This is a genomic window from Hymenobacter fodinae, assembly GCF_004745825.1.
In the GTDB taxonomy this organism is placed as follows: domain Bacteria; phylum Bacteroidota; class Bacteroidia; order Cytophagales; family Hymenobacteraceae; genus Hymenobacter; species Hymenobacter fodinae.
The window spans coordinates 575,879-600,193 of sequence record NZ_SRLA01000002.1 but is presented as its reverse complement, the minus strand read 5'-3'; the positions used below and the strand labels follow the sequence as shown (position 1 = coordinate 600,193).

The 24,315-nt window shown below is 57.1% G+C and carries 23 protein-coding genes; 13 read left to right on the top strand and 10 right to left on the bottom strand.

Annotated features, from left to right (window positions below):
* Positions 1–40: 40 nt before the first annotated feature.
* Positions 41–901 carry a dienelactone hydrolase family protein gene (locus tag EU556_RS09780; protein ID WP_135433654.1) on the top strand — a complete coding sequence of 287 codons (861 nt, stop codon included), beginning with the start codon at positions 41–43 and terminating at the stop codon, positions 899–901.
* A gap of 4 nt (positions 902–905) precedes the next feature.
* Positions 906–1,553: a hypothetical protein gene (locus tag EU556_RS09775; RefSeq protein WP_135433652.1), complete on the top strand. Its 648-nt coding sequence runs from the start codon at positions 906–908 to the stop codon at positions 1,551–1,553.
* Positions 1,554–1,645: 92 nt separating this feature from the next.
* On the opposite strand, the gene EU556_RS09770 is transcribed toward EU556_RS09775, so the two are convergent.
* Entirely contained in the window at positions 1,646–3,214 is a 1,569-nt protein-coding gene (locus EU556_RS09770; RefSeq protein WP_135433650.1) for a M28 family metallopeptidase, read from the bottom strand.
* 270 nt (positions 3,215–3,484) lie between these two features.
* On the opposite strand from EU556_RS09770, the gene EU556_RS09765 reads away from it, so the two are divergent.
* From EU556_RS09765 to EU556_RS09745, 5 genes are all read left to right on the top strand, one after another.
* A complete protein-coding gene (locus tag EU556_RS09765; protein ID WP_135433648.1) occupies positions 3,485–6,790 on the top strand; it encodes a PAS domain-containing protein in 3,306 nt (1,101 codons plus the stop codon).
* A 35-nt stretch (positions 6,791–6,825) separates the two neighbouring features.
* Positions 6,826–7,233 (top strand): response regulator, encoded by a 408-nt coding sequence (locus tag EU556_RS09760; RefSeq protein ID WP_135433647.1) that lies wholly within the window; start codon positions 6,826–6,828, stop codon positions 7,231–7,233.
* Between the two features lie 278 nt (positions 7,234–7,511).
* Positions 7,512–9,323 (top strand): ABC transporter ATP-binding protein, encoded by a 1,812-nt coding sequence (locus EU556_RS09755; protein WP_135433645.1) that lies wholly within the window; start codon positions 7,512–7,514, stop codon positions 9,321–9,323.
* Between the two features lie 146 nt (positions 9,324–9,469).
* Positions 9,470–9,691, top strand: a complete 222-nt coding sequence (locus EU556_RS09750) for a hypothetical protein (RefSeq protein ID WP_135433643.1) — start codon at positions 9,470–9,472, stop codon at positions 9,689–9,691.
* 99 nt (positions 9,692–9,790) lie between these two features.
* Positions 9,791–10,054, top strand: a complete 264-nt coding sequence (locus tag EU556_RS09745) for a barstar family protein (protein WP_135433641.1) — start codon at positions 9,791–9,793, stop codon at positions 10,052–10,054.
* A 40-nt stretch (positions 10,055–10,094) separates the two neighbouring features.
* On the opposite strand, the gene EU556_RS09740 is transcribed toward EU556_RS09745, so the two are convergent.
* From EU556_RS09740 to EU556_RS26030, 5 genes are all read right to left on the bottom strand, one after another.
* Entirely contained in the window at positions 10,095–11,318 is a 1,224-nt protein-coding gene (locus EU556_RS09740; RefSeq protein ID WP_135433639.1) for a 5-(carboxyamino)imidazole ribonucleotide synthase, read from the bottom strand.
* A gap of 23 nt (positions 11,319–11,341) precedes the next feature.
* Positions 11,342–11,857 carry a 5-(carboxyamino)imidazole ribonucleotide mutase gene (gene purE, locus EU556_RS09735; protein WP_135433638.1) on the bottom strand — a complete coding sequence of 172 codons (516 nt, stop codon included), beginning with the start codon at positions 11,855–11,857 and terminating at the stop codon, positions 11,342–11,344.
* A 410-nt stretch (positions 11,858–12,267) separates the two neighbouring features.
* Positions 12,268–13,545: a dihydroorotase gene (locus EU556_RS09730; protein WP_135433636.1), complete on the bottom strand. Its 1,278-nt coding sequence runs from the start codon at positions 13,543–13,545 to the stop codon at positions 12,268–12,270.
* Positions 13,546–13,623: 78 nt separating this feature from the next.
* The gene (locus EU556_RS09725; protein ID WP_135433634.1) at positions 13,624–14,607 is read right to left on the bottom strand and encodes an aspartate carbamoyltransferase catalytic subunit; all 984 of its coding nucleotides are present in this window, start codon (positions 14,605–14,607) and stop codon (positions 13,624–13,626) included.
* Positions 14,608–14,660: 53 nt separating this feature from the next.
* Positions 14,661–14,981 (bottom strand): hypothetical protein, encoded by a 321-nt coding sequence (locus EU556_RS26030; RefSeq protein ID WP_167855528.1) that lies wholly within the window; start codon positions 14,979–14,981, stop codon positions 14,661–14,663.
* A 348-nt stretch (positions 14,982–15,329) separates the two neighbouring features.
* Here EU556_RS26030 and EU556_RS09720 point away from each other — a divergent pair, with 348 nt between their 5' ends.
* The 4 genes from EU556_RS09720 to EU556_RS09705 all read left to right on the top strand — a co-directional run bounded on the left by EU556_RS09720 (position 15,330) and on the right by EU556_RS09705 (position 18,313).
* Positions 15,330–16,334 (top strand): hypothetical protein, encoded by a 1,005-nt coding sequence (locus EU556_RS09720; RefSeq protein ID WP_135433632.1) that lies wholly within the window; start codon positions 15,330–15,332, stop codon positions 16,332–16,334.
* Between the two features lie 82 nt (positions 16,335–16,416).
* A complete protein-coding gene (locus tag EU556_RS09715) occupies positions 16,417–16,956 on the top strand; it encodes a hypothetical protein (RefSeq protein ID WP_135433630.1) in 540 nt (179 codons plus the stop codon).
* A gap of 43 nt (positions 16,957–16,999) precedes the next feature.
* Positions 17,000–17,821 carry an alpha/beta fold hydrolase gene (locus EU556_RS09710; RefSeq protein ID WP_135433628.1) on the top strand — a complete coding sequence of 274 codons (822 nt, stop codon included), beginning with the start codon at positions 17,000–17,002 and terminating at the stop codon, positions 17,819–17,821.
* A gap of 81 nt (positions 17,822–17,902) precedes the next feature.
* Entirely contained in the window at positions 17,903–18,313 is a 411-nt protein-coding gene (locus EU556_RS09705; RefSeq protein WP_135433626.1) for an ACT domain-containing protein, read from the top strand.
* 46 nt (positions 18,314–18,359) lie between these two features.
* Here the strand turns inward: EU556_RS09705 and EU556_RS09700 are convergent, their stop codons facing one another.
* Positions 18,360–18,992: a class I SAM-dependent DNA methyltransferase gene (locus tag EU556_RS09700; RefSeq protein ID WP_135433625.1), complete on the bottom strand. Its 633-nt coding sequence runs from the start codon at positions 18,990–18,992 to the stop codon at positions 18,360–18,362.
* A gap of 116 nt (positions 18,993–19,108) precedes the next feature.
* Between EU556_RS09700 and EU556_RS09695 the strand changes: the two genes are divergently transcribed.
* Positions 19,109–19,789, top strand: coding sequence for a metallophosphoesterase (locus tag EU556_RS09695; protein ID WP_135433623.1), 681 nt, complete (start codon positions 19,109–19,111; stop codon positions 19,787–19,789).
* A 139-nt stretch (positions 19,790–19,928) separates the two neighbouring features.
* Here EU556_RS09695 and EU556_RS09690 read toward each other — a convergent pair whose 3' ends face one another.
* Together EU556_RS09690 and EU556_RS09685 are read right to left on the bottom strand one after the other, a co-directional pair.
* Entirely contained in the window at positions 19,929–20,345 is a 417-nt protein-coding gene (locus EU556_RS09690) for a TerB family tellurite resistance protein (RefSeq protein WP_135433621.1), read from the bottom strand.
* 171 nt (positions 20,346–20,516) lie between these two features.
* Positions 20,517–21,491: a pectinesterase family protein gene (locus EU556_RS09685; RefSeq protein ID WP_135433619.1), complete on the bottom strand. Its 975-nt coding sequence runs from the start codon at positions 21,489–21,491 to the stop codon at positions 20,517–20,519.
* Positions 21,492–21,730: 239 nt separating this feature from the next.
* On the opposite strand from EU556_RS09685, the gene EU556_RS09680 reads away from it, so the two are divergent.
* A complete protein-coding gene (locus EU556_RS09680) occupies positions 21,731–22,825 on the top strand; it encodes a lipase family protein (protein ID WP_135433617.1) in 1,095 nt (364 codons plus the stop codon).
* Positions 22,826–22,931: 106 nt separating this feature from the next.
* Here the strand turns inward: EU556_RS09680 and EU556_RS09675 are convergent, their stop codons facing one another.
* A complete protein-coding gene (locus tag EU556_RS09675) occupies positions 22,932–24,257 on the bottom strand; it encodes a cytochrome P450 (protein WP_135433615.1) in 1,326 nt (441 codons plus the stop codon).
* Positions 24,258–24,315 lie beyond the last annotated feature (58 nt).

Here is a 24,315-nt window from a genome sequence, read left to right as displayed (position 1 = left end):
AATTACCTTACATACTCTCCCCCCACCTTTGTTACTACCAATGGATCAGCGCATTATTAACCTCTTCGACGAGTACACCCACGCTCCGCTCACCCGCAAGGAGTTTATGGAGCGGCTAGTGAAGCTGGCCGGCGGCACGGCCCTGGCGGCTGCGGCGCTGGCCGTACTGGAACCCGGTTACGCAAACGCCGCCACCGTAGCTGCCGACGACAACAACCTGGTAACGGAAGACGTGACCTGGCCCGGCGACGCTGGGGTGACCATGAAGGGCTACTTGGTGCACCCCAAGGGTAAGAAAAAGCGCGGGGCCGTAGTTGTAATTCACGAAAATCGGGGGCTCACGCCCCACATCAAAGACGTAACCCGCCGCGTGGCTACCGCAGGCTACCTAGCCTTGGGCGTAGATGCTCTCTCGGTATTTGGCGGCACGCCCACTAATGAGGATGAAGGCCGCGCACTTATTGGTAAGCTTGATAAGCAGCAGAATCTGAATAATTACCTGGCGGCCTTAACCTATCTGCGCTCCCGCCCCGACTCCAATGGCAAAACGGGTTGCGTGGGTTTTTGCTGGGGTGGGGCTATGGCCAATAGCCTCGCCACCCACGACCCCAAACTAAACGCTGCCGTGGCCTACTACGGTACCCAGCCCCCAGCTGAGCAAGTGCCTAACATCAAAGCTGCCCTCATGCTACACTACGCTGGCCTCGATGAGCGGGTAAATGCTGGTATGGTGGCCTACGAAGCCGCCCTGAAAGCAGCTGGTGTGCACTACGAGCAGTTTGTGTACCCCAACGTAAACCACGCCTTCAACAACGACTCCTCACCCGCCCGCTACAACGCCGAAGCCGCTAAACTGGCTTGGGACCGGACCCTTAAGCTTTTTAAACAAACGTTGAGCTAGCCCCATGACGCAGTTTTCACATACCCTCACCACGTGCTTGGTGGCCGGCGCCTTGAGTGGCCTAGCGCTGGCGGGGTGTCAGGAGTCCGGCTCGCGGAAAGCGGCGGCCATTGAAACGGCTAAACCCAACGCAGCTGGGTCTGCTGATACCGCAGCGGTGGAAGAGGAAATGGCCTACGCTCCCGGCGAATACATTGATTGGAAAGCTACCACCATCAATGGCAAGCAGCCGTTGCTTGGGAAAACAGCCGAGCTGTACCGCTTGCTAGGCCAGCCCGATAGCCTGGTTGCGCCCAATATGGATGAGGTATGCGTCTCGTACTTCGACAAGAAGTTTACCTACGCTTACTTTAAACACAGCCTGCTGGAAGTGTACGGCGACACGGCTGTGATCGGGACGCTGGACTTCCGCAACAACCCAAAGTTGGCGCTGCACACCCCTGCGTTGCACCTCAGCCAAACTACGACGCTGCAAGAGGTGGCCCAAAAATTTCCCCAAGCGGTAAAGAACCGGCACACGATCAACGTGCAAGACTTAGGCGAACTGACGGCCGTTGAGCTAGCCACGGGCAGTACCCCCAGCGACGACGGCTGGATCCTGTTCTTCGACAAGGACAAGCTAGTGCGAATAGATTACTGGATGCCGTGTTAATTACGCGGCTAGACCAATCAACGGTACTTATAAAAACAGAAGCCCCACTAGATAGCGTCTAGCGGGGCTTCTGCATTAATTATCTAACTGGCCTAGAGGCGTTGTGCTTCCGGCTTGGCGGCGGGCAACGGCTTGCGGGGTAGCTTTTGGTCACGCATAGCGGCTTGGTACACGAAGGAAGCTACCAGCACAGAAGCCTGCTTCAGGTCTTCGGCGGGCAGGCGCTCGTAAGTGTCCATGTTGGTGTGGTGAGTGCGGGTGCCGTAGTCCAGGGGGTCTTGGATGAACTGGAAGCCAGGCAGGCCTACGGCATCAAACGAGAGGTGGTCGGTGCCGCCGGTGTTACGCGGTGATACGGTGGTAGCACCCAGGTCGGCGAAGGGCTGCAGCCACTGCTGGAAGATGGGCATCACGGCTTCATTGCTCTGCGCGTAGATACCGCGGATTTTACCAGCACCGTTGTCGAGGTTGAAGTAAGCGGCCAGCTTCTCGTGCTCGGGCAGCAGCTTCATGGTGGCGGGGTCGGCGAAGTGGTTTTTCACGTAGTTGCGCGAGCCAAACAACCCCTGCTCCTCCTCACCCCACAAGGCAATCCGGATGGTACGGCGCGGCTGCACACCAGTGGCTTTGATGATGCGTACGGCTTCCATCATGATGGCGCAACCGGCGGCATTGTCGGTAGCACCAGTAGCGGCGTGCCAGGAGTCGAGGTGCCCGCCCAGCATTACCACTTCGTTCTTCAGCTTTTTGTCAGTGCCCGGAATTTCAGCTACCACGTTGTACCCTTTCAGGTCCTTATCCTGGAAGCGGGTGCGAGTTTCCAGCTCAATCTCTACCGGAATGCCGGCTTCCGAAAGACGAATCAGGCGCAGTTGGTCTTCGGGGGCCATTTCCAGCTCGGGCAGCACGGGTTTGGCATCGGCGGCATAGGGGGCGCCGTTTGAGGTAAAGAACGTACCATCGGAGCCACCACGGGTGCTCAGCACCGCCGCGGCTCCCTCGGTCTGAAGCATTTCGGTGAGCTTGGTCCGCAGGGCTGCCCGGGCCCGGAAGGTTGCCATGCGGTCGGCATCTGGCGTAGCGTTGGCCGCAGGGGCCGCGGGCTTCTCCGCCATCTTGCGCAGCTCGTCGTCGGTGTAGCGCTTGGCATCAGGCTCGAAGGAAGGCTTCGGTGGATTTGGCACCTCCAGCAAAGCAATTTTGTCGCGCAGCTGGCCTTTGTATTTATCGAGGTCGGCTTCGGTGGCCGCTTTCACTACTATTACCTGCTTTTTGAGGGTACCATTGGTGCTGGGCGTCCAAGCCTTGGGAGCCCCAATGAGAGTGTGATAGTACGGCGCCGTCATGGCCACGTATGACTTTTCAATGTCCCAGCCTCGGCCGAAAGTGCCCCAGGGCTCCACGTTGGCTTTCACCAAGCCCCAGCTGGTGAGCTGCTTCTTGGTCCACTCGTTGGCGCGCTGCAGGCCCTCTGAGTTGGCCAAGCGCGGGCCGCATACATCCGTTAGGTAAAAGGCCGTTTCCATCACTTTCGAACGGTTCAGGCCTTCGTCTTTGATCTTAGCAAGGGCAGCCTGATCCAACTTCTCGGTTTGCTGCGCAAGAGAAGGAGCCGCAACCGCCAAGCTGCCGGCTAAGGTGAGTAGAGTTAGTGTATTCATGGAGTTATAAGGAGGAAGGAAGCTTTGGTAGCTAAAGTAACCGGAATAGCCCAAGCGTTGCGCCCCATTCCCAACTTCGTGCGAAAAGGTTTCTTTTCTAGCCTCTGCCTTCGTGTACTATGCGTATACCGCCTCGGCCGCCGAGCTGCTAAACCCAGAGCGGCAAATTCTAGTTTGTACCTAAAAGTCCATCTTTGCCCCTTCAGTTGCTCCCTAGCTATCCGGTGCCCCAGTAGCTTGCGTACGTAACGCCTTCGTTATCAATTACCCATGAATCCTGCTTCTTCCGGGTCTGATCTGTCAGGACTGTTTCCCGTCTTTAATGCGTTGCCGGGGGCTTATCTGCTACTTTCCCCTTCCCTGGTAATTGAAGCCGTCAGCGACGCCTATGTTGCTACCACGCTCACAACGCGGGAAGCACTCCTAGGCCAGTCAGTGCTAGAAGTATTCTCAGAAAGCGAAGCCGGCCCTGAGGTGCAGTCATTAGGCAACTTGCGTGCTTCGCTGGAGCAGGTGCTAGCTACGGGCAAACCCCATGAAATGGCCCGGCTGCGGTACGATTTGCCTGACCCCGCCCATCCGGGCCAGTTTGTAGAGCGCCACTGGCTTCCGCTTAATACGCCAGTGCTCGATGACCAAGGCACTGTGCAGCACATTCTGCACCGGGTAGTTGATGTGACAGAAAGAGTGCAGGAGGAAGCCCGCCGGCAATCAGACCACTTAGCCATTGCGTCGGCTAGGCGTGAGGAGGCCCGGCTATCCAGCCTATTTATGGAAGCTCCCGCCGCCATCTGCATACTAAATGGGCCTAGCTTGGTGTATGAGTTGGTAAACCCTTCTTACCAAGAGCTGTTTCCGGGCCGGGAGCTGCTGGGTAAGCCCATTCTGGCGGCCCTGCCCGAAATTGCTGACCACGAAGTATACCGGACGCTGCGGCAGGTATTTGACACGGGCATTACTCACAAAGAGCAGGAGATTCTGATTCCGGTGGCGCGGAACGAAGACGGGGAACTGGAAGACCGGTATTTCAACTACATTCAGCAACCTCGCTACGATGACGCCGGTCACATTAACGGAGTGGTGGTGTTTGCCTTCGAAGTAACGGCGCAAGTAGTTGCCCGTCAGCAAAGTGAGGCCGTTTCAAAGCGTCTGAAGTTGCTAACGAATGCCCTGCCCGTGCTTATCAGCTACGTGGACCGCAACCATCGTTACCAGTTTGCCAATCAAGCCTATGAGTCGTGGTTTAATCTCTCGGCAGATGAGTTTGTAGATCAGCCGGTGCAGGGTGTTTTAGGTGAAGAAGCCTACCAGCGGGCCCGGAGCTACATAGAGCGGGCTCTGGCGGGAGAACGGCTGGAGTTCGACCTGACCATGCCCTACCGCCACGACTTTGTGCGGCACATTCACACCAGCTACGTGCCTGATGTGCAAGACGGCACCGTGCTGGGCTTTTACAGCCTGATAGCCGATGTTACCGAGCAGGTGCAGGCCCGCGAGAAAGTGCAGGCTCTTAACGAGGAGCTAGCCGTGATAAATGAGGAGCTGGCCGCTACCAATGAGGAATTGCAAACCTCTAATGAAGAACTGCTAGCCAATCATACCCAGCTTATCCGGACCCAGCAGGCCGTGCTAGAGGAAGCCCAGCGCCGGATACGGGAGCGGGAAACGTTTTATCAGGTATTCGAGCAAACCCCTGCTTGTATTGCCCTCATGCGCGGCCCGGCCCACCGGTTTGAATATGTAAATGCGGCCTATCAGCAGCTGTTCCCGTTGCGCCAACTTGTGGGGCAGCCAGTAGCAGAGGCCTTACCCGAAACCGTCCAGCAAGGGTTTCTGCAGCTGCTCGACACAGTGTACCGGACCGGAGAGACCTTCTTCGGTACGGAATTGCCCCTGAACTTGCAGCAGCCCGACGGCACCACTACTAATGTGTACTTCACCTTCACCTACCAGGCCTACCGGGAGCAGGAGCAGATTGTGGGCATCTCCATCTTCGCCTACGACGTGACGGAGCAGGTGCAGGCCCGCCAGGCCCGCGAAGCCCAGCAGCGCCAACTGCACGAGCTATTCATGCAGGCCCCTGCTCCTATTGCCATTCTTACGGGTCCCGAGATGGTTTTTCAGCTCGTAAACCCCGCTTATCAGGCTATTTTTCCGGGTCGTGACTTACTCAACCGGCCAGCCCTGCAGGCGCTACCAGAGCTAGCCGACTCTCCCATTCCGGCGGTGCTGCAGCAAGTGTACACCACCGGCGAAACCTACGTGGCCAAAGAAATGCAGCTCATGGTGGCTCGCCACGAGGGCGACCCGCTGGAGGAGCTGTATTTCACCTTCACGTATGAGGCTCGCCTCAACGCGCAAGGTGCCTCCGATGGAATTATGGTTTTTGCGCACGAAGTAACAGACCAGGTACTGGCACGCCGGGTGGTAGAAGAACGGGAGGAATCGTTTCGGAAAATGGCCAACAACGTGCCGGCTATGTTGTGGGTGAACGACCCCCAGGGTCAGTGCGTGTATCTCAACCAGCAGTGGTACGTGTATACCGGTCAAACTGAGGCCGAAGCTCTGGGTCTGGGCTGGCTCAGTGCCGTGCACCCCGACGAAGCCGCGGAGGCTGAGACGACCTTTCTCGACGCGAATGCGCGTCGTGTTCCATTTCATGCGGTGTACCGCTTGCGCCGACACGATGGTATATACCGGTGGGTGAGCGACGCCGGAGCGCCCCGCTTCAGTGAGCAAGGCGAGTTTGAGGGGTTTGTGGGAACCGTTGTGGATGTGCACGAGCAACGACTGGCGGAATTGGCCCTACAGCGCCTAACCAAAAAGTTGCGCACCTCCCGCGACGAAACGCAGGCGCTCAACATAAACCTGCGTGCCTCCAATGCGCAACTTACCCGGACCAACGTTGACCTCGACAACTTCATCTACACCGCCTCGCACGACCTAAAGGCGCCTATTACCAACATTGAGGGGTTGCTGCACATGCTCCAGAACGAGCTAGTAGCTCAGCACCGCTCAGATGAGGTGGCTCACATCCTGGCCCTCATGCAAGACTCCGTGGACCGGTTCACGCGTACCATTGAGCACCTCACGGATGTTAGTAAGCTGCAAAAAGAGCACGACCAGCCGGCCAGCCAAGTTTCTCTCGCTCCCGTGATTGATGAAGTCAGCCTCGACCTGGCTCCGCTCCTGCTGGCAGTAAATGGCCGCCTGCACGTAGCAGTAGAGGAGGTTCCGACGGTGATGTTTCCGGAGAAAAATCTGCGCTCTGTAGTGTATAACTTACTTAGCAATGCCCTCAAGTATCATCACCCCGACCGAACCCCCGAAGTATACATTCGAGCCCGGACTGAAGCCGACTACTTGGTACTGGAAGTGCAAGACAATGGCCTAGGATTCGACCTTACTCGGGAGCGGCAATTATTCGCCATGTTTCAGCGCTTGCACACGCACGTGGAGGGCTCAGGAGTAGGATTGTATATGGTAAAGCGGATGGTAGAAAACGCTGGGGGCCGAATTGAAGTACACAGCGAAGTAGGCCACGGTGCTACGTTCACTATTTACTTCAAACGGTAGCCACAGCTGTTCACCGGTTCTCTCATACATATCCTATGTCGCGCAAGCTTCCCTGTACCCTACTGGTCGACGACGATCCAACTACGAATTACCTCAACCGCAAGCTTCTGGAGCGAATGAACTTTACCGATGAAATACTTGTGGCGCTCAACGGTAGGGAGGCGCTGCAAGTGTTAGATGAGCATTGCCAGGCTACCAGCGAAACCTGCCCGTCCTTACTCTTCCTAGACGTAAATATGCCGCTCATGGATGGCTTTGAGTTTCTGGCGGCGTATCAGAAACTACCGCTAGCCGAGCGCAAGGCCATTGTGATAGTCATGCTCACCACCTCGGTGCACCCGCGCGACATGCAGCGGCTGGAGCAGTTGCCCGTCTCCGGCTTTCTAAGTAAGCCTCTCACCGAAGCCAAAGTACAGCAAATACTAGCCGAGAACTTCGCCTAAGCACTTATTGCCGGGGGCATTATACGGCATACTAGTGGCCTAGCGCACCTACCGTCAAGCCCAAGGCTGACACGGGGGATGCGCTAGGCCACTTGCTGAAGAAGTACGCTAAGGCTTGAATAGTCCACTGGATGACCTAGTAGCTCAGATCCTCAAACTAGGCCACTGAGTTGAAGAGTACTCCTACTCCCATATAATGCTAGGCTTACCCGCCCTATAAATAACCCCTACCCTTATAAGCTCGTCTAACCGGTTACCCCTCACCTAGCCGATTTTGCATGAGCCTTTGGGAAATTATTCAACGCCTGTTTCCGTACGTCCGGCCCTACCGGCCGCTGGTGATTGGCACGCTGCTACTTACGCTGGTGGGCTCCTTGGCGGCGCAGGTAAACCCGTTTGTATTGCGCTACACCGTGGATACGGTACAGGGCCTCCTCGACCAGGGCAAGGGTTTGGTGGAAGGCATGAATCTGCTGCTGGTGGTAAGTGCGATGCTGCTGGGCAAGGAGGTGGTGAATACGCTCATCCAGTTTGGGCAGAAGTATTACGGCGAGAAAATCCGCATCAATGTAAGCAGCACGCTTTCTCAGGATGCCGTGCGCAAAGTGCTGGGTTACCAGCTCGGTTTTTACGCCGATAACGGCAACCAAACCGGCAAGCTCCAAACCCGCATTGACCGGGGTGTGGAGAGCCTGATGAAGCTAGTGCAGAATTTCTTCATTGATATTCTGCCACTCTTCGCCAACGCTATTGTAGCACTGGTGGTCATGTTCATGAACAACGTGTACGTAGGCCTGGTGGCGGTGGCAGTGTTGCCGGTGTACTTCTGGCTGAGCTACCGGCAAGCCGACCGGCTCAATGGTACCCGACGTGCTTTACGTGGCCTACGCGAAGCTAAAAGTCAGGGCCTGGTAAACCTGATTGACTCGGCAGTAGTCATCAAGAGCTTCGTGCGCGAAGACTATGAAGAACTAAAGCAGGCCGGCCTGCAGCGCGATTTGCAGGAAGCCCAGCTTCAGACTCGTAAAACCAACTTCCTTTACGATGGCCTGAAGACCTTCACCGAGCAGATTGGCGTGGTACTCATCATTATTCTGACGGCGTATCTAGTGCTGGACGGGCAGATTAGCATTGGGGCCATCATGTTCCATATTCTGCTGTTCAACAACGTATCGGCGCCCATTCGTCAGCTGCACCGCATTTATGATGAGATGAACGACGCCCTCACCTACTCCGAGGGCTTCTTCGATATTCTGGATGCCGACGACGCCACCGAGCAGACTGGCAACCTCCAGCCTGACCACCTACGCGGCCGGTTCGAAATCTGCAACGTCGACTTCACTTACCCCAGCGGCACCCAAGCCCTGCACGACGTGTGCCTAACCATTGAGGAAGGGAAAACCACCGCCCTCGTAGGCCTGTCGGGAGCCGGCAAGAGTACCATTATCAACCTGCTCTGCAAGTTCTACGCTCCCGACCACGGCAAACTGCTCCTCGACGGCAAGCCCCTGGCCGACTACGACACGCACGCTTTGCGTCAGCAGATAGGCCTAGTGCTCCAGAAAAACCACATTTTCAAGGGCACCATTGAGGAGAACATCCGCTACGGTGTGATGGACGCCAGCTTCGAGCAGATTCAGGCGGCGGCCAAACAAGCCTACCTGCACGAGCAGATTATGCAACTGCCCAAGCAGTATCAGAGCGACGCTCAGCAACTTTCCGGTGGTCAGCAGCAACGCATTGCCATTGCCCGGCTGTTCCTAAAAAATCCGCCCATCATCTTTCTAGATGAGCCCACCGCCTCCCTCGATGCCATTGCCACCGAGCAAATCAAGAACTCCCTCGATGCCATCAAGAAGGGCCGCACCGTGGTCATCATCTCCCACAGCCTCGCCCAGATCGTGGATTCCGACTGCATCTACGTCATGAAGCAGGGCCGCATGGTAGAAAGTGGCACCCACGAGCAGCTCTACGACCTGCGCGGTACCTACCGTGAAATCTTCGACGCCTCGGCCCGCAGCCTTAACATTGAGAAGCTGGCCCGGGTGCTGGTAGATGATGGGGATGAGGTGGAGGATACGGCGGCGTAAGGCCAAACACAGTACACTGCTGCCGGTGGGTGTAACGAAATCAGCTCCCACTCGATACAACAGGGCTGCGCGGCGCTTCCGCACGTCAGATCGAAAGACGTTGGAGGTAGCACGTTGCCTACAAACATCCTCAGCCTCTCGTTTCTATGACACCTTACAACAGTAAAAGCGGCAAGACTTCAGGCGTTATAGCTTACATGCTAGGCCCCGATTTTATTACCGTTCAGTTCGAGACTTTCAAACAGTATAAGTACTCCTACAGAACCGCCGGCAAGCAGATGGTTGACAAGATGAAAGAGCTTGCACTGGCCTCCCAAGGGCTCAGCACTTTCATTGCACAGAATGAACCAGGTTTTGAACAACTGTAGCTGCTCAGTTTATCTGCCTTATCTGCCTTACTATACTCCTGGGCTCGTACTACCTGATGAGTGCAGAGGCAAACTAAGCTCACGTTCACTCGTTCTACCATGACTCTAGACCTAAGCGGAATCACCAGCAAAGCCACCCTTCACGAGCTGTTCAAGCAGCAGCTGGGCTTTGAAGAGTGGTACGGTCCGAGCTGGGATGCCTTCTGGGATTCTATCGTGGCCATTGTGGACATGCCACCCGTGCTAACGCTCACCAACTGGCAGGAGTTTGCCCAGCACTGCCCCCGCGACATGCACATCCTGCAGCAGGTCATTCAGGACTACGCCGTAGAAATGGCCCCCAAGCGCATTGTACTGGCCTAGAGCAAAAGATTACTTTGCTCTAGGCCAGTACCAATGGCATCTAAATGGCGTCCAGTCCGGGCAAGTTGAGCAGACCGGCGGCTCGGTGCGCCACATCTTTGACACTGGCAACGTCTGGGCCGGTAATGGTCAAGTGACCCATTTTGCGGCCTGCGCGCGCTTCCGTCTTGCCGTACAGGTGCAGGTGCGTTCCGGGCAGGCTCAGCACGGAGCCCCAGGCTGGTTCCTGTGGCTGACCGGCGGCATCGAACCACACATCGCCCAGCAAGTTGAGCATGATGGCCGGGGAATGCTGGCGCGGCTGTGGCAAGGGCAAGCCTGCCATGGCATGAACCTGCAGGTCAAACTGCGACGCATCACAGGCGTCTAGGGTGTAGTGCCCGCTGTTGTGTGGGCGCGGGGCCATTTCATTTACTACTAGGCCACCATGCTCGCTACCATCCTCCACCACAAAGAACTCGACACACAGCACCCCAACATAGCCGAGGTGATGCGCGATGGCAACGGCAGCATCGCGGGCCTTATCGGCCAGGGCGGGCGGCATATTGCCTTCGTACGCGTGAGTAACGGCCAATATGCCATCGACGTGCACGTTGCGCTGCGGGGCGAAGCTGACGACTTGCCCGTCCCAGCCGCGCGCCACCAGTACCGAGCACTCGGCCGTAAGCGGCAGCATCTTTTCCAGCACACAGGCGACCCCACCCAACTCCGTCCAGGCGGTGGCTAATTCAGCAACGGTCTTAACGCGGATTTGGCCCTTGCCGTCATAGCCCAAGCGCGCGGTTTTGAGGATACCGGGCAGCAAATCGGGCCGGTCGTTCTGAACGGCCTGCAACTGGTCCGGCGTTTCAATCACCGCATAGGGGGCGCAGGTCACTCCCGATAGTTCAGCACAGGCCGCGAAGTGAGCTTTTTCCTCGATGCGGTTTTGCGCAATGCCTACCACGGCCGCACTGGGCGCCACGGGGCGGGTCTCGGCCAGCGTTTGTAGCGCCTGAGCCGGCACGTTTTCAAACTCAGTGGTGATGGCTTGGCACAAGTGAGCTAGTTGCGCTAGGCCGGCTGGATCGTCGTAGCTGGTCTGGATGTGGTGGTGGCTCACCAGCCCGGCCGGGCTTTGCGCGTCAGGCTCCAGTACGGCGGTGAAGTACCCCAAGCGCTGGGCGGCGTGCACAAACATGCGACCTAGCTGTCCGCCCCCCATCACCCCTAAAGTGGCTCGCTGGCCAGCGGCGTCTACACTGCCCGGAAAGATTGGGGTCATAGTTGTTGAGGGAGTATCGGCGTTCATACGGGCAGTGTCATGGCGCGAGCGGCTTCGGTTTGCTCGGCGCGAAACGCCTGCAGCTTGGTCGCCAGGCTTGGGTCGTGCAGTGCCAACAGGCTCACCGCAAACAGCGCGGCATTCGCGGCGCCGGCATTCCCAATAGCAAACGTGGCCACGGGTATCCCTTTCGGCATTTGCACAATGCTGTGCAGCGAGTCGACCCCTTGCAAATGGCGGCTGGCTACGGGTACTCCCAGTACGGGCACCGTCGTTTTGGCGGCCAGCATACCCGGTAGGTGGGCAGCACCACCCGCACCGGCAATGATGGCTTGCAAGCCGCGCGGACCGGCTTGTTCGGCGTAGGCAAACAAGTCATCGGGCATACGGTGGGCCGATACTACGCGCGCTTCGTGGGCCACACCAAAGTGCGTGAGAATCTGCACGGCATGCTGCATGGTGTCCCAGTCGCTGCTGGAGCCCATGACCACACCAATCAGTGGCCTGCCCGGGGCGGTGTCGGATGGGAGGGTATTCATGGTACGTATTGTAAAGAAGGACAAGTCATTCCCAAATGGTCGAAAAACCTGGTTTTGAGCGTGGCTGCCGACCGATCCTGCGTTCGGACAGCTAGCGCCTAAGATGCGTATTGCCCCACTAGTGGAAAAAAAGGTAAAGGGTCTCCGGTTGGAAACCCTTTACGCGGCTACAAATCTACTACTGCCACACAAGCGACAGCATGTAATTCCACGCGAATCTCGCGCAATGCAGGTCTTCTAGGCAGTTAATCAGCAATAGTCGAAGTGCTTAAGGGCAGCATACTGAGTTGGTCGAATTACCTCTACTATCAGTTGACTACTGGCCTAGCCTACAATACTGAAGCGGTAGAGGTGCTTCGATCAGCTCAGCATAACGTTCTATCCAGCACGCTTACTACCGTCATACACTTTTAGCGTTCCAGCAGAATTTCTGAGCCCATAATCACCAGGTCTACCCGGCCTTTCAACGTTTGGTCGATGAAGGGCGTGTTCTGAGACTTGGACTTCATAAATTCTCGCGTGAAAGTTGTTTCCGCTTCAGTATCGAACAAGACGCACTCAGCTTGTTGGCCAACTTCGATGGTGGGCACCGGCAGGCCCATCAGGCGGCGGGGCTCGGCCGAGTAACGCTTCACCACCAAGTCCCACCCGAATTTGCCGGGCTCGACAAAGAAGTGATGGAGCGACACCAAGGCCGTATCTAGGCCAGTAATGCCGTTGGGCGCACTGATGAAATCTTGCGCTTTTTCGAACGGCGTGTGCGGCGCGTGGTCAGTGGCAATGAGGTCGAACACACCGTCGATAAGCCCCTCGAGCAGCGCATCACAATCGGCCTGTGTCCGCAGCGGTGGGTTCATCTTATAGTTCGTATCGTAGTCGCCGATGTGCTCGTCGGTGAATAGCAGGTGGTGCGGGGCTACTTCCGCCGTTACTTTCACGTCGCCGCGCGATTTCCACCAGCGAATGGTTTCCATGCCTTCCTTGCTAGACACGTGCTGGATGTGCACATGCGCGCCCGCTGCCCGAGCTAGGCGAATATCACGGTCGATGATGATTTCCTCCGCGCAAGCTGGCGAGCCCTTAATGCCGAGCCGGTAGCTCATCACCCCTTCGTTGAGGGCGCGCGGCCCAGCCAGTTCCGGCACTTCGCAATGGCTAGCGAAGAACATATCAAACTCGGTGGCGTATTGCATGGCCCGCAGCAGCACCGCTGGGTCGCTGGTGGTATCTCCGTCGTCGGTGAGCATTTTCACCCCCAACTCGCGCATGCCTTCGATTTCCGCTAGCTCCTTGCCCTCGCGGTTTTTGGTGACGCAACCGGAGGTATACACCGGAATGCGAGCCCGGTCGCGGGCATTTTCAAGCACAGAAGCCACCGCCGATGCCGAGTCGAGGGCCGGGCGGGTGTTAGGCATCATGACTACGCCGGTAACACCGCCGTTGATGGCTGCCTCGCTACCAGTGGTAATCGTTTCCTTGTTCTCAAATCCGGGGGCGCGGAAATGGACGTGGGCATCAAACATGCCGGGCATAAGAACGCGGCCACGCGCGTCGATGATCCGGGCACCTTCGGGAATAGTCAGATTGGTACCGATGTCCTGAATTTTTCCTTCGACAATCAGGACATCGCCTTCGAGAAGTACGGGTGAATTTTCGGAGGCGATGCGGGCGTTTTGAAGGAGAAGCATGAAGTGATAGTTACTGTAAACCGGTTAGGGTTGTGGGAAGTGAGAGTAAGAAGTAGAGGCGGCCGCCGCGGCCGGCGTTTAGGGCACAACTACCGTTGAGCTAGCCCGCTGCCGCGTGGCATAGGTCGATTCCTGCCGCGGGAATTCTCCGCCCGGCGTGAGCCAGTCGAGTACGGCCATGCGAACGGAAATTCCGTTTTCAACCTGGTTGGTGATCAGGCTACGCTCATAGTCCATGACGGCGTCGCACAGCTCAACCCCCCGGTTCACGGGGCCAGGGTGCATAATGTAGAGGCCACGGTCGCGGATTTCCGCTAGGCGGGCGGTAGTGATGCCGTACACCCGATGATATTCGCGGACGCTGGGGAAAAACTGCACGTCTTGGCGCTCCATCTGCACGCGGAGCAAGTACACCACATCGGGCGCCCAGGCCATGGCTGCCTCATAGTCGGTGAAGCGGCGGATGCTTTCCGGAACATACTTGGGCACCAATGAACCCGGACCCAGGTAAGCAACCTCTACGCCTAGCTTTTGCAGCAACGTGCTGGTGGAACGCGCAACGCGGGAGTGGAGAATGTCGCCGATGATGAGGACTTTTTTGCCCCTAGGGTCGGGAAACTTTTCCTTGATGGTGAAGGCGTCCAGCAGGGCCTGGGTCGGGTGCTCGTGTGCCCCGTCGCCGGCATTAATGACCGACGCCGTGGTTTGGCGAGCAATCATGCCGGGCAGGCCAGAGTGACTGTGGCGGACAACGATATAGTCAGTGCGCATCGCCTGGAGGGTCTCGATGGTCTCGCGCACCGACTCGCCCTTGGTGATAGAGGAGTGTGCAACGTCGAAATTCGTTACCTCCGCCGAGAGACGCCGGGCCGCCACCTCGAAGGACGAGTGTGTCCGGGTGCTAGCCTCGTAAAACAGCATCAGCACGGACTTGCCCTCGAGAGCGGGGATTTTCTTCACCGAGTGGGTGAACAATTTTTTAAAGGACGTGGATTGGTCGAGCAGAAACTCGATTTCCTCACGGTGAAGGGATGCGATGTCGAGCAGGTCTTTACGTGCCATACCGGAGTTGAGGAAAGGTGAGGTTGTCTAGCTAAAACGGACGATGTGAAGTCTTATCTGTCGCTCTCCATGACGGAGAAACAGCCTGGTGTTGTGGGCCGCGACGCAGGTGGCAGCAGCCACGGTTCGGGTAAGGGGTAGCTCTTGCCTGATGCAAGTTGAACAGGTTGCGGGGCGGTAACCGACGAACGCAACGGGCATAAAAAAACCGTTTCGGAAGCCGAAACGGTAGCGGGGCAATACCCAGAAAAGATAACGGAAATAGCAGCGGCAAAATCAGGAGAACCGATGGCGGCGAAGACCTTCTGGTCTACTCGCGGTTCCTTGCCGAGCAGGGCCCCACGCTTCATCAACAAGTTTTTTGGTTGAAGCATAATGCAAAGCTACGGCATTGTTACGTGTCCTTTAAGCATGTTTGGCAAAATTTTCTTTTGAGGCGGACGGACATATTGCTACCAAACACACCAGGAACCCTTGGCTAGATCCCACCCAAAGAGCCGGGAAACCAGAAGTCGATGCGATGACTGTGCTAACGCTAACCAACTGGCAACCATTTGCCCAGTGCTGCCCTCACGACATAGAAATTCTGCGACAGGTCATCCAGGACTACGCCGTAGAAATGGCCCCAAACGTATTGTACTGGCCTAGGCCATCAGGTGGCGGGATGCTGTGGCCAAGTGTGGCGCTGGCCCTACCTTTGAGCACTGACTTGCCTTGCTCTTATGAAACATTTCCTGCTGGCTGCCTTGCTGAGCGCTAGCCTATCTGGTTGGGCTCAAAAAGCGCCATTCATCCCCCGCACTATCACGCTGCCCAAGGAAATTGCCGACCGCAACAACCAGTTTTCGGGGCTGCATATCCGCAATAACCAGCTGTTTTTACTGGGGGAAAGCCGCTTGCAGGAGCGTGCAGAGGCCAAGGTGTACGCCCTGGAGCTGAGCAGCATCGACGGGCAGTTGGCGCACAATATAGGGGAAGTGGCCTACAAGAAGTACAGCATCCGAAACCTCGATGTAATCAGGGCCCGCATGGACAGCGTCAGTCAACTATATGAGGGACTAGAGGCCATGACCATTGTGGGTAATGTGGCCTACTTCTCCATTGAAACAACCACTCCCTCAGCCTACTGCTACGTGATAAAAGGCGAGGTAGATGATGCCAGCACCAGCATTGTTCTTGACACGCGCTATCTGGTACCACTGGCAAAGCCGGTTCTTGCCAATGGTACGCATATTCATAACGCCGGCTTCGAGGCACTTACCAGCTACAACCAGGAGCTGCTGCTGCTTTTCGAGTACAACAACTTTACCCACGACAACTACGGCTTCCGGCTGCCTACAGCCACGGCTCCGGCCGATATCCCCCACTATGTACCGGTGGCCAAACTGCCTTTCCGCGTGACGGACGTGGTGCAGGAGGGCAAACGCCGCTTCACGGCCATCAACTATTTCTATAATGGTGCCGAAGACAGTGTGTACCGCACTGCGGCCTCTGACCCAAACACTGCGTTCATCCGCAACGGCGCAGGCTACCAGAACTATTGCCGCCTAATCAGCCTGCAGTACAAGCGCAACAAGGTGAGCTGGAAGCCCCTGTTTGAATTACCCCGCGAGTATATGACCTACAACTGGGAGGGCCTAGCGGCCTATCGGGGCGGCTACTTCCTGATCAACGACAAATACGGCCCTTCCAACCAATCGACGCTGCTGTACCTGCAGAAGCAGTAGATGCAAAGACAGAACTCTTCTATCCAACTTGTTGCTATTCTTCACCGGCTAACGCACTTATATAGCCTAACAGGCACATCCTATGATGACATTCGATCAAAACCAATATGTATTAGAAATGACAACAATGGTTGATAAAGCCATTGAACGATTGCAGAGCGAGCATCCAGATTGGGAAGTATACACCGTTAGCATCTGGACGGATTTAGGTGCTGAGTCTAGCGCTATTAGTTTCGACAGTAAAGCGCACTCTGATCAGCATACAGATCATTACAACCAGTTTATCAAACCGTATAGGGAAGCTCTATTGGCTAAGCATGAATATAAAAAGGCTATGTTATATGCTCCGGTCGAAGGCCGTAATGACAATCCAGCCGATTTTGAACTGCGTGATTTTGGAGAGACGAAGCATACGTGCTTTGTTATAGATTGGGATAACGCAACCGAAGAAGATCTGTGGGATATATTAGGGCCTGTCTTACTCCAAATAGGAGAGTATGTTCTCCACAAAACAGCAATACTTAAGAGACATCCTGAATTTGAATTGGGTATTAATGGTAAACTAGATTGGTATGAAACTACTTGGTCTGCAACAGGAAAGTCTGTAAACAGATTATGTTGATAACTCATCCACTGGCCTAGCATTGTCTTTGATCGTCAGCTTCATGCCGCGCCTCTTCCTAGCCCTAGTGCTGTTGCTATTCGGCCGCCTGGCGCTAGGCCAGGCCGTGCCCTACAGCAACAACCCCACGGCGGGTAAGTACGCCACGGTGCGCGGCGTGAAGCTGTACTATGAAACGTACGGGGCTGGCGCGCCCCTGCTGCTGCTGCACGGCAACGGGGGCAGCAGCAAAGACTTCCAGAAAACCATTCCCTACTTTGCCAAGCGCTACCGCGTGCTGGCTCTTGATAGTAGGGCGCATGGCAAGTCTGTGGACCGGACCGACTCGCTGAGCTTTGAACTGATGGCCGACGACTGCGCGGCGCTACTTACCCAACTTCACCTGGATTCGGCCTACGTACTGGGCTGGAGCGACGGTGGCATCACGGCCCTGGTGCTGGCCCAGCGCCACCCTGAGAAAGTAAAGCGGCTGGCGGCCACCGGCGCCAACCTCTGGCCCGACTCGACGGCCCTGACGCCAAAACTGTGGCAGCAGATGAAACGCGGCTATCGGGAGGGCCGCACTCAAACTTTTACTGACCCTACTCGGCGCAACGACTGGAAAGTGTTTTTGCTTGACTGGCGGCATCCGCATATTTCACTTGCCTCCCTCGCTCAGGTGAAAGCTCCGGCCTTCATAATTGCTGGCGACCAGGACATAATTCGGGCGGAGCACACCTTGGCTATCTACCAGAACCTACCGCGGGCCTGGCTCTGGATAGTGCCCAACAGCGGCCACGCAACCCTGCAGGAACACGCCGAAGAGTTCAACCGCAAGGTGGACGAGTTTTTCCGGGTCAAGACTATTCCTGCGCCTGTCCGCTGAATTTAGGGGCATCGTAACTTTGGGCATCCCTAGGCCACTCTGTCGTAGCTTGCCACCATATCAGCTAGCTTTTCTTTTTCTATGACGACAGGCGCAACCAACCTTGCCCAGCTGTTGCGCACCATGCAGCCCGAGTTGCAGCCGGGCATCTACGTGTATTGTACAGTGCCTTCGCTTAGTGGCCTAGAGCTAACGGAATGCCTCGGGATGTTTCGGGAGCGGGAGGGTATCACGCTCATCCTTCCCCAAGCCACCGCCGACCGGCTGCAGCTGCCCTATTCGTTCCGGGCCGCCTGGATAACCCTCACGGTGCACTCGGCCTTGGAGGCAGTAGGCCTAACGGCGGCCTTCGCGCAAGTGCTGGCTCGTGCCAACGTGAGCTGCAATGTGGTGGCCGCTTATTACCATGACCATGTTTTTGTGGCCGCCGGAGATGCGCAGAAAGCGCTAGGCCTCTTGCAGCACCTAGCTGAAACGGGCCACGTGGCCTAGCCGCCGGGACGAGGATGCGGCTAGGCCACGTGGCTGATCTTATCCCTTATTCAGCCCGCTGGAATAAGAACGAGATGATGCGCGGCGTACCGGTACGGTCAGGCGTGTCAAACCACTCGTGCAGGCGCACGCACCGCAGGCCGTGCTGGTGGGCGGCTTCGATATAATCGGAAACGTGGTGAACGTGGCTTTCCAGCTCGCAGACGGAGCCGCCGGTCCGCTCGAAACGGGCCTTGGAACCTTGATACTGCTTGGAGGGGTGCAGCTCGCCCACGTAGAACAACCCACCTACCCGCAGGGCCTGCCGGGCCTGGGCAAACACGGCTTCTAGGTGTTCAATGTGCTCTAACACGAGGCTACACACCAACAGATCGACGGGACGAGAAGCAAAAAACCACGGCTGCGTAATGTCGGCGGGTTGGAAGTTGATGTGCGAATGAGGCAGCTTCAGGCGGGCGCGCTCCATCATTTCATTGGATAAGTCGACGGCAGTTAGGTGGCCGGCCTGGGTTGCCAGCCACTCCGTGTTCTTGCCCGTGCCGCAGCCCAGTTCAATTACCTCGGCATATGGCCCCGGCGGAATGGTGGCCCGGATAGCCTGGGCCTCCAAGTCGCGGGTGCTGTTGGGGCTGATGTCGTAGCTGCCGGCCCATTCATTGTAGGCCTCTTCAATCTTCATAGGTGCGGTAAGGTTGGTGGAGTGTGCACGTTTTACGTGATAGAAGCCCGACAGTATACCCTAACCCGGCAAGCTCCACAACAGCTTCTGGCGTTGGGTTGCCGTAAGGGCTATTCATGGAAACCTACGTACTCGGAGATATTCATGGTGCCTACCGCGCGCTGCAACAAGTGCTGGAACGCAGCCCCTTCCGGCCGGGCCTCGACCGCCTGATTCATCTGGGCGATGTGGCCGATGGGTGGCCCGAGACACCGGAGTGCGTGCAGTTGTTGCTTTCCATTCCGAATAGCATCTGGCTGCAAGGCAACCACGACTGGTGGGTAGCAGAGTGGATGGTCACAGAAGCGCCACATGCCTCGGCTAATATGAGCTGGCTCCGGCAAGGTGGGCAGTCCACATACGCGGCGTATCAGGGCGGCCCCCAGGAACAGATTCGACAGCACTTTCACGCGTTCTTCTCCCAGCAACTGCCTTACTTCGAGGATGAGGCGGGTAACCTCTACGTGCACGGCGGCTATGATCCGGCCATAGCAATTACCAGGCAAGACCCGTACGACCTAATCTGGAATCGGGAGCTGTGGCAGTACGGGCAGGAAGCCTACCATTACACGGAGTGCTTCATTGGGCATACCCCTACCGCGCCAGCTAGCCTGGTCCCTTGCCAGCGGGCCAATGTCTGGAACCTCGATCAGGGTGCTGGGTATTCAGGGCGCCTGAGCCTCATGAATGTGCGTACCAAGGAGTTCGTGCAAAGCGACGCCGTGCCCAAGCTCTACCCCGGCGTAAAAGGCCGCTAACTGCTTATCCAAAGGTGGCCTAGGCTGTAGTAATGTCGGGCGCAAAAAGGCCGCCACATCGGACAGAGCCAAGACATGACGGCCTTTAATAGGCGGTATACTACCGATCAGAGGACGGAGAGATGTTTCTCGCTGTGCCCTAGCTGACGGTGGGTGGGTTGCGGTTGCCGGCTGGCTTGCCCCCGGCTAACTGGCTCACCATATCGTCGAGGATGTCTTTACTGTACCCGATGCGGTTAGCGTACTCCATGCACAAACCGTACTCGCGGGCGTCAATGTTGCCGTCTTGCAGCATCATTTGCACCAGCGTCTGCAGCTCTAGGGTCCGCTGCAGGCCATCGGCGGGCACAATGAAGCTTAGCACGCCCAGGTTATCAGCGATGGGCTGCACCTCTTCCGATTTGAGGCCTAGCCGATTGCCAATTTGCAGCAGAAACTGACTTTCGGCCTTATCGAGCTGGCCATCAGCAGCGGCAATCAGCACCAAATTCTGGAAGAAGGAGAGCTTCTTTTGCTGGGTGTCCAGCACTTGTTCTAAGGAATGTTGCGCCTGCATGAGCGGAAGGAATTCAGGGTGGATACAATGCACGTATTCGGTGCATTGTATCAACGGTACCTTCTCCCGATAAGTTATTGTGCTTGGGCGGCCCGGCCATTGCGTGCTGCTATTTATAATTTCTTACACTCACTGCCGATTCCCTGCGCTGAGTTGCTAGGCCACCGTGGCCTAGTCTTTGGCTGGGTTCCAGGGCTGCTGACTGGCAAAGATGCGCTTGAGCGTGTACTGCTTGGCCTGCCTAGTGGTTAGCTGCTGGGCCCAGCTTACGCGCTGCCCCACGCGGGCACCAGGCCCTATGGAGCGGTACTCGGCGTACGAAGCAGTCTTCTCATTTTCCGGTTTCTTCCAGTTGTCCCAGCCCTCGGGCCGGATATGGGTGCCCATGTAGGTGTTCAGGTAAGCCACCTTGGCGTAGGGCCGCCACGGCCGCCCCAACGAGACATTGGTGGCTTGGGTTGTATCGGCTAGCAGTCGGCAGTTTAGAAACACGAAGCCGTAGGCCTGGTCCTGGGGCGTAGAGGCCGCCGTGATGTGGGAATTCTTCTTGCTGAAGATGTTGCACTGGTCGAAAACCGCTGTGGCAGCGCCAAAAATAAAATCAGTAGTGCCCTCGATGTAGCAGTCCTGGAAATACTGGCGGGTATGGTCGGTGGCCAGGAACAGCGTGTCTTGGTCGCCCACAATGCGGCAGTTGCGGAACACACAACGGTCGGCTTCTACGTGCAGGGCCACGGCCTGGCCTGCGCCCCGACCCGCCGTATTCTGAAAGGTGAGATTCTCGGCCCGAAAGTCGTTGCCCTGAATCAGGACGGAGTGCGAAGTGTAGGTGTTGATGTCGCCCTTGCCGGTATGGTCGTCTAAGGTGATGATGGTGGTAGCAGCGTCGTCGCCGAGCAGGGTAATGTGCGTTTTGAGCGTGGGTACCACTAGCTTTTCCTTGTACACGCCCGGCTTGATGCGAATAACTACCTGCTTCTGCGACTGATTGGGCACGGCATCAACGGCGGCCTGCACCGTGGTAAACTGCCCAGTGCCATCTTGCGCCACAATGATAGAGCTGCCCACCGCGGTTCCCTGCGCATGAGCGGTGAGGGTAACCAAGAGCAGCAGGCTACAGAACAGAGAAAGCAGAATCCGGGGCATAGTGAGAGTTTGTGAGGAGCAGTTCAACTGATTGCGAAGGCCTGAAAGAGGTCCATACTAGCGAAAAGCTGCCGCCACTGGCCTACAAGCCCAGGCTATTTCCGCGCAAACGTTGCCGGGAACGTTGTCATTCTCTCAACAGAATTTTCTCTGGGCACCGGCAAACAACCGCCGCCAAGGGGGGCTTGTACTCCTTGTGCTGCTTATCAGCCAGGAGACCCTCTAGGCCACTACTACCCATGAGATTCGCTTTTCTTCTTAGCCTGTTATTGCTGGTATTTGCTCTGCCACCCCGCCCGGTGCAGGCCCGCCCCCTGCGGCCGGGCTTCGAGAAAGCCGAGTACCTGGAGCTGCTGCGCCTGCACGCCCGCTTGGCTGATACGTCCTTCTTCGGGCAGATACCGCGGCCCACGCGCTTTCGCTGGGCTTACCGCTCGCCGGTACTAGGCCTAGACAACCGCTGGGAGCTGTGGACCAGCCCCGACTCCGTGGCCGTGGTCAGCATTCGGGGTACTACGGCCAACTCCGCCAGTTGGCTCGAGAACTTCTACGCGGCCATGCTGCCGGCTAAGGGAGAATTGCGCCTCTCTCCTACCCGCACGTTTCCGTACGCGTTAGCCGAGCACCCCCAGGCAGCTGTGCATGCGGGGTGGCTGCTCGGCATGGCCTATCTGGCCGATGATGTGGTGGCCAAGCTCGACTCCTGCCACCGCCGCGGCATCCGCAATGTCATTGTTATGGGGCACAGCCAGGGCGGCGCCATTGCCTACCTACTTACCTCGCACCTGCGCGGCCTGCAACGGCAGCAAAAGCTTCCAGCCACCATCCGTTTCAAAACCTACTGCAGCGCCGCCCCCAAACCCGGCAACCTCTTTTATGCCTACGACTTCGAGGCCCTGACCCAGGGCGGCTGGAGCTTCAACGTGGTTAACTCCGCCGACTGGGTGCCTGAGGTACCCCTCAGCGCACAAACCCTCACCGATTTCAACCCGGTCAATCCGTTTACGGATGCTCAGGCCACCATCAGTAAGCAAAAATTACCTCAGCGCTTGTTGCTGCGGTATCTCTTCAACCAACTGGCTCGGCCGGCGCGCAAAGCTCAGCGACGCTATCAGAAGTACTTAGGCACGCTGGTTTCAAAGCAGGTGCGCAAACAGCTCCCTGACTATCAGCAGAGCACCTTCTACCCCAGCAGCAATTACATGCGCGCCGGCACCCCCATCATTCTGATGGCTACTCCTGCATACTACCAGCGCTTCCCAATAGATAAGAGCAAGGTATTCCAGCACCACCTGTTCGAGCCGTACTACTACTTGGCTGAGCGGCTGCCGTGAGCTAGCCACAAATTAACTCAACACTCAAAAGCAGAAGCCCGGTACCTATATCAGGTATCTTAGCTTTTGCTTCTGTGTATATCATGCCTGATAGTGGCTTAGGCCGCTAGCCATGATGAAAGGGGCAGCCGCCGCTGGCCTTGGCGTTCATTACCGCCGTGGGCATAATAGCGGGAGCTGACTTTCCCGTCCGGCGTACGTTGGTCATTACAAACCCACTCCTGGGCAGCGTGGGCATCCGCGCGAGGTCGTAGTTCAGATCTTGTGGCGGCACGTCGTAAGTGATGCCGTCGTTGAGAAAGCCTACAGCTTGTTTCATGGCCTCAATGGTAATCCACTCGCCAGCGCAGCGGTGGCCGGTCAAATACTCGCCCCCGCCCTGCGGAATGAAGTTGTAGGGGTTTTCATTCCAGTGGCGAAACCGCTCGGGCCAGAACACTTCCGGGTCTTCCCACTGCCGTTCGTCGCGGTCGGTGCCGTACACATCGAGCAGCACCATAGTGCCTTTCGGAAACTCGAAGCCGTGCCAGGTAAAGTCTTCTCGCACGATGGCTCCCACGAAAGGCGTAAACGGGAAATAGCGGCGCACCTCCTGCACGAACAGCTCGGCGTAATCTTCATGGGGGTTGCGCAGCTGCTGGCGGTACGGCGGAAACTCGTGCAGGGCCAGCGCCGCGAAGGTGATGTAGGTAGCAATAGCCACAATGGGCCGGATAGCATTAATCAGCTCAATGGCCGCCATCTGCACGTCAAATAACTTTCCATCGGGCTCCCGGTGCCAAGCTACAGTATGCGCCGCTGTACCTTCCTGCACCGGCAGCTTCCCCGAGCGAATATCCCGAATGATACCGCGCATCCACCGTTCGTTGTTGATGCGGGCCAATTTGCTCCGGCCGTGGCGGAGGCCTACGCCGCCAAAGCCGTCGATCATCTTACCAAACTGGCGGGCCCGGAGGCTTACTTCCTCTTCCTGCAACGGCACATTAGCCCAAGCACAGGCCGCCCGGGTCAAGATTTCCTGCGCTTCCTCAAATAGCACTACCCGGTCTTGGTGCTCCCATTTACGGCTGTAGGCCTCCCACTGCTCGGCTAGCAGGCCCATAAGGCGGTGGCGGCTGCCGGGCGTCATCAACGACATAAACATTTCCTTACGGCAACGATGCTCCCCGTTGTCGCGGGTTTGGATGGCGTGCAGGCCCATGAGCGTAGTTTGCACTCGCCGCGGAATAGCGCCCGTCCGGATGAATTTTTTCGGATCGTAGAAGAGCTCAGCCGCCTCCGCCCCGTGCAGGCAAATGGCCTTCATGCCCATCAGCCGAATCTGAAAAATGTCGGAATCGAAGCGCTGGCTGCGGCTGTAGAGGAACGGATAGCCCTCCCGGAGCAAATCCAAGGTGCTGTCGAAACTAGGGTCGCGGATAATCTGAGGCATAGCCGGTATGTAGGTAGCAGGTGAACCGCCGAAACGAATGGGTTTACGGCTTGGCGCC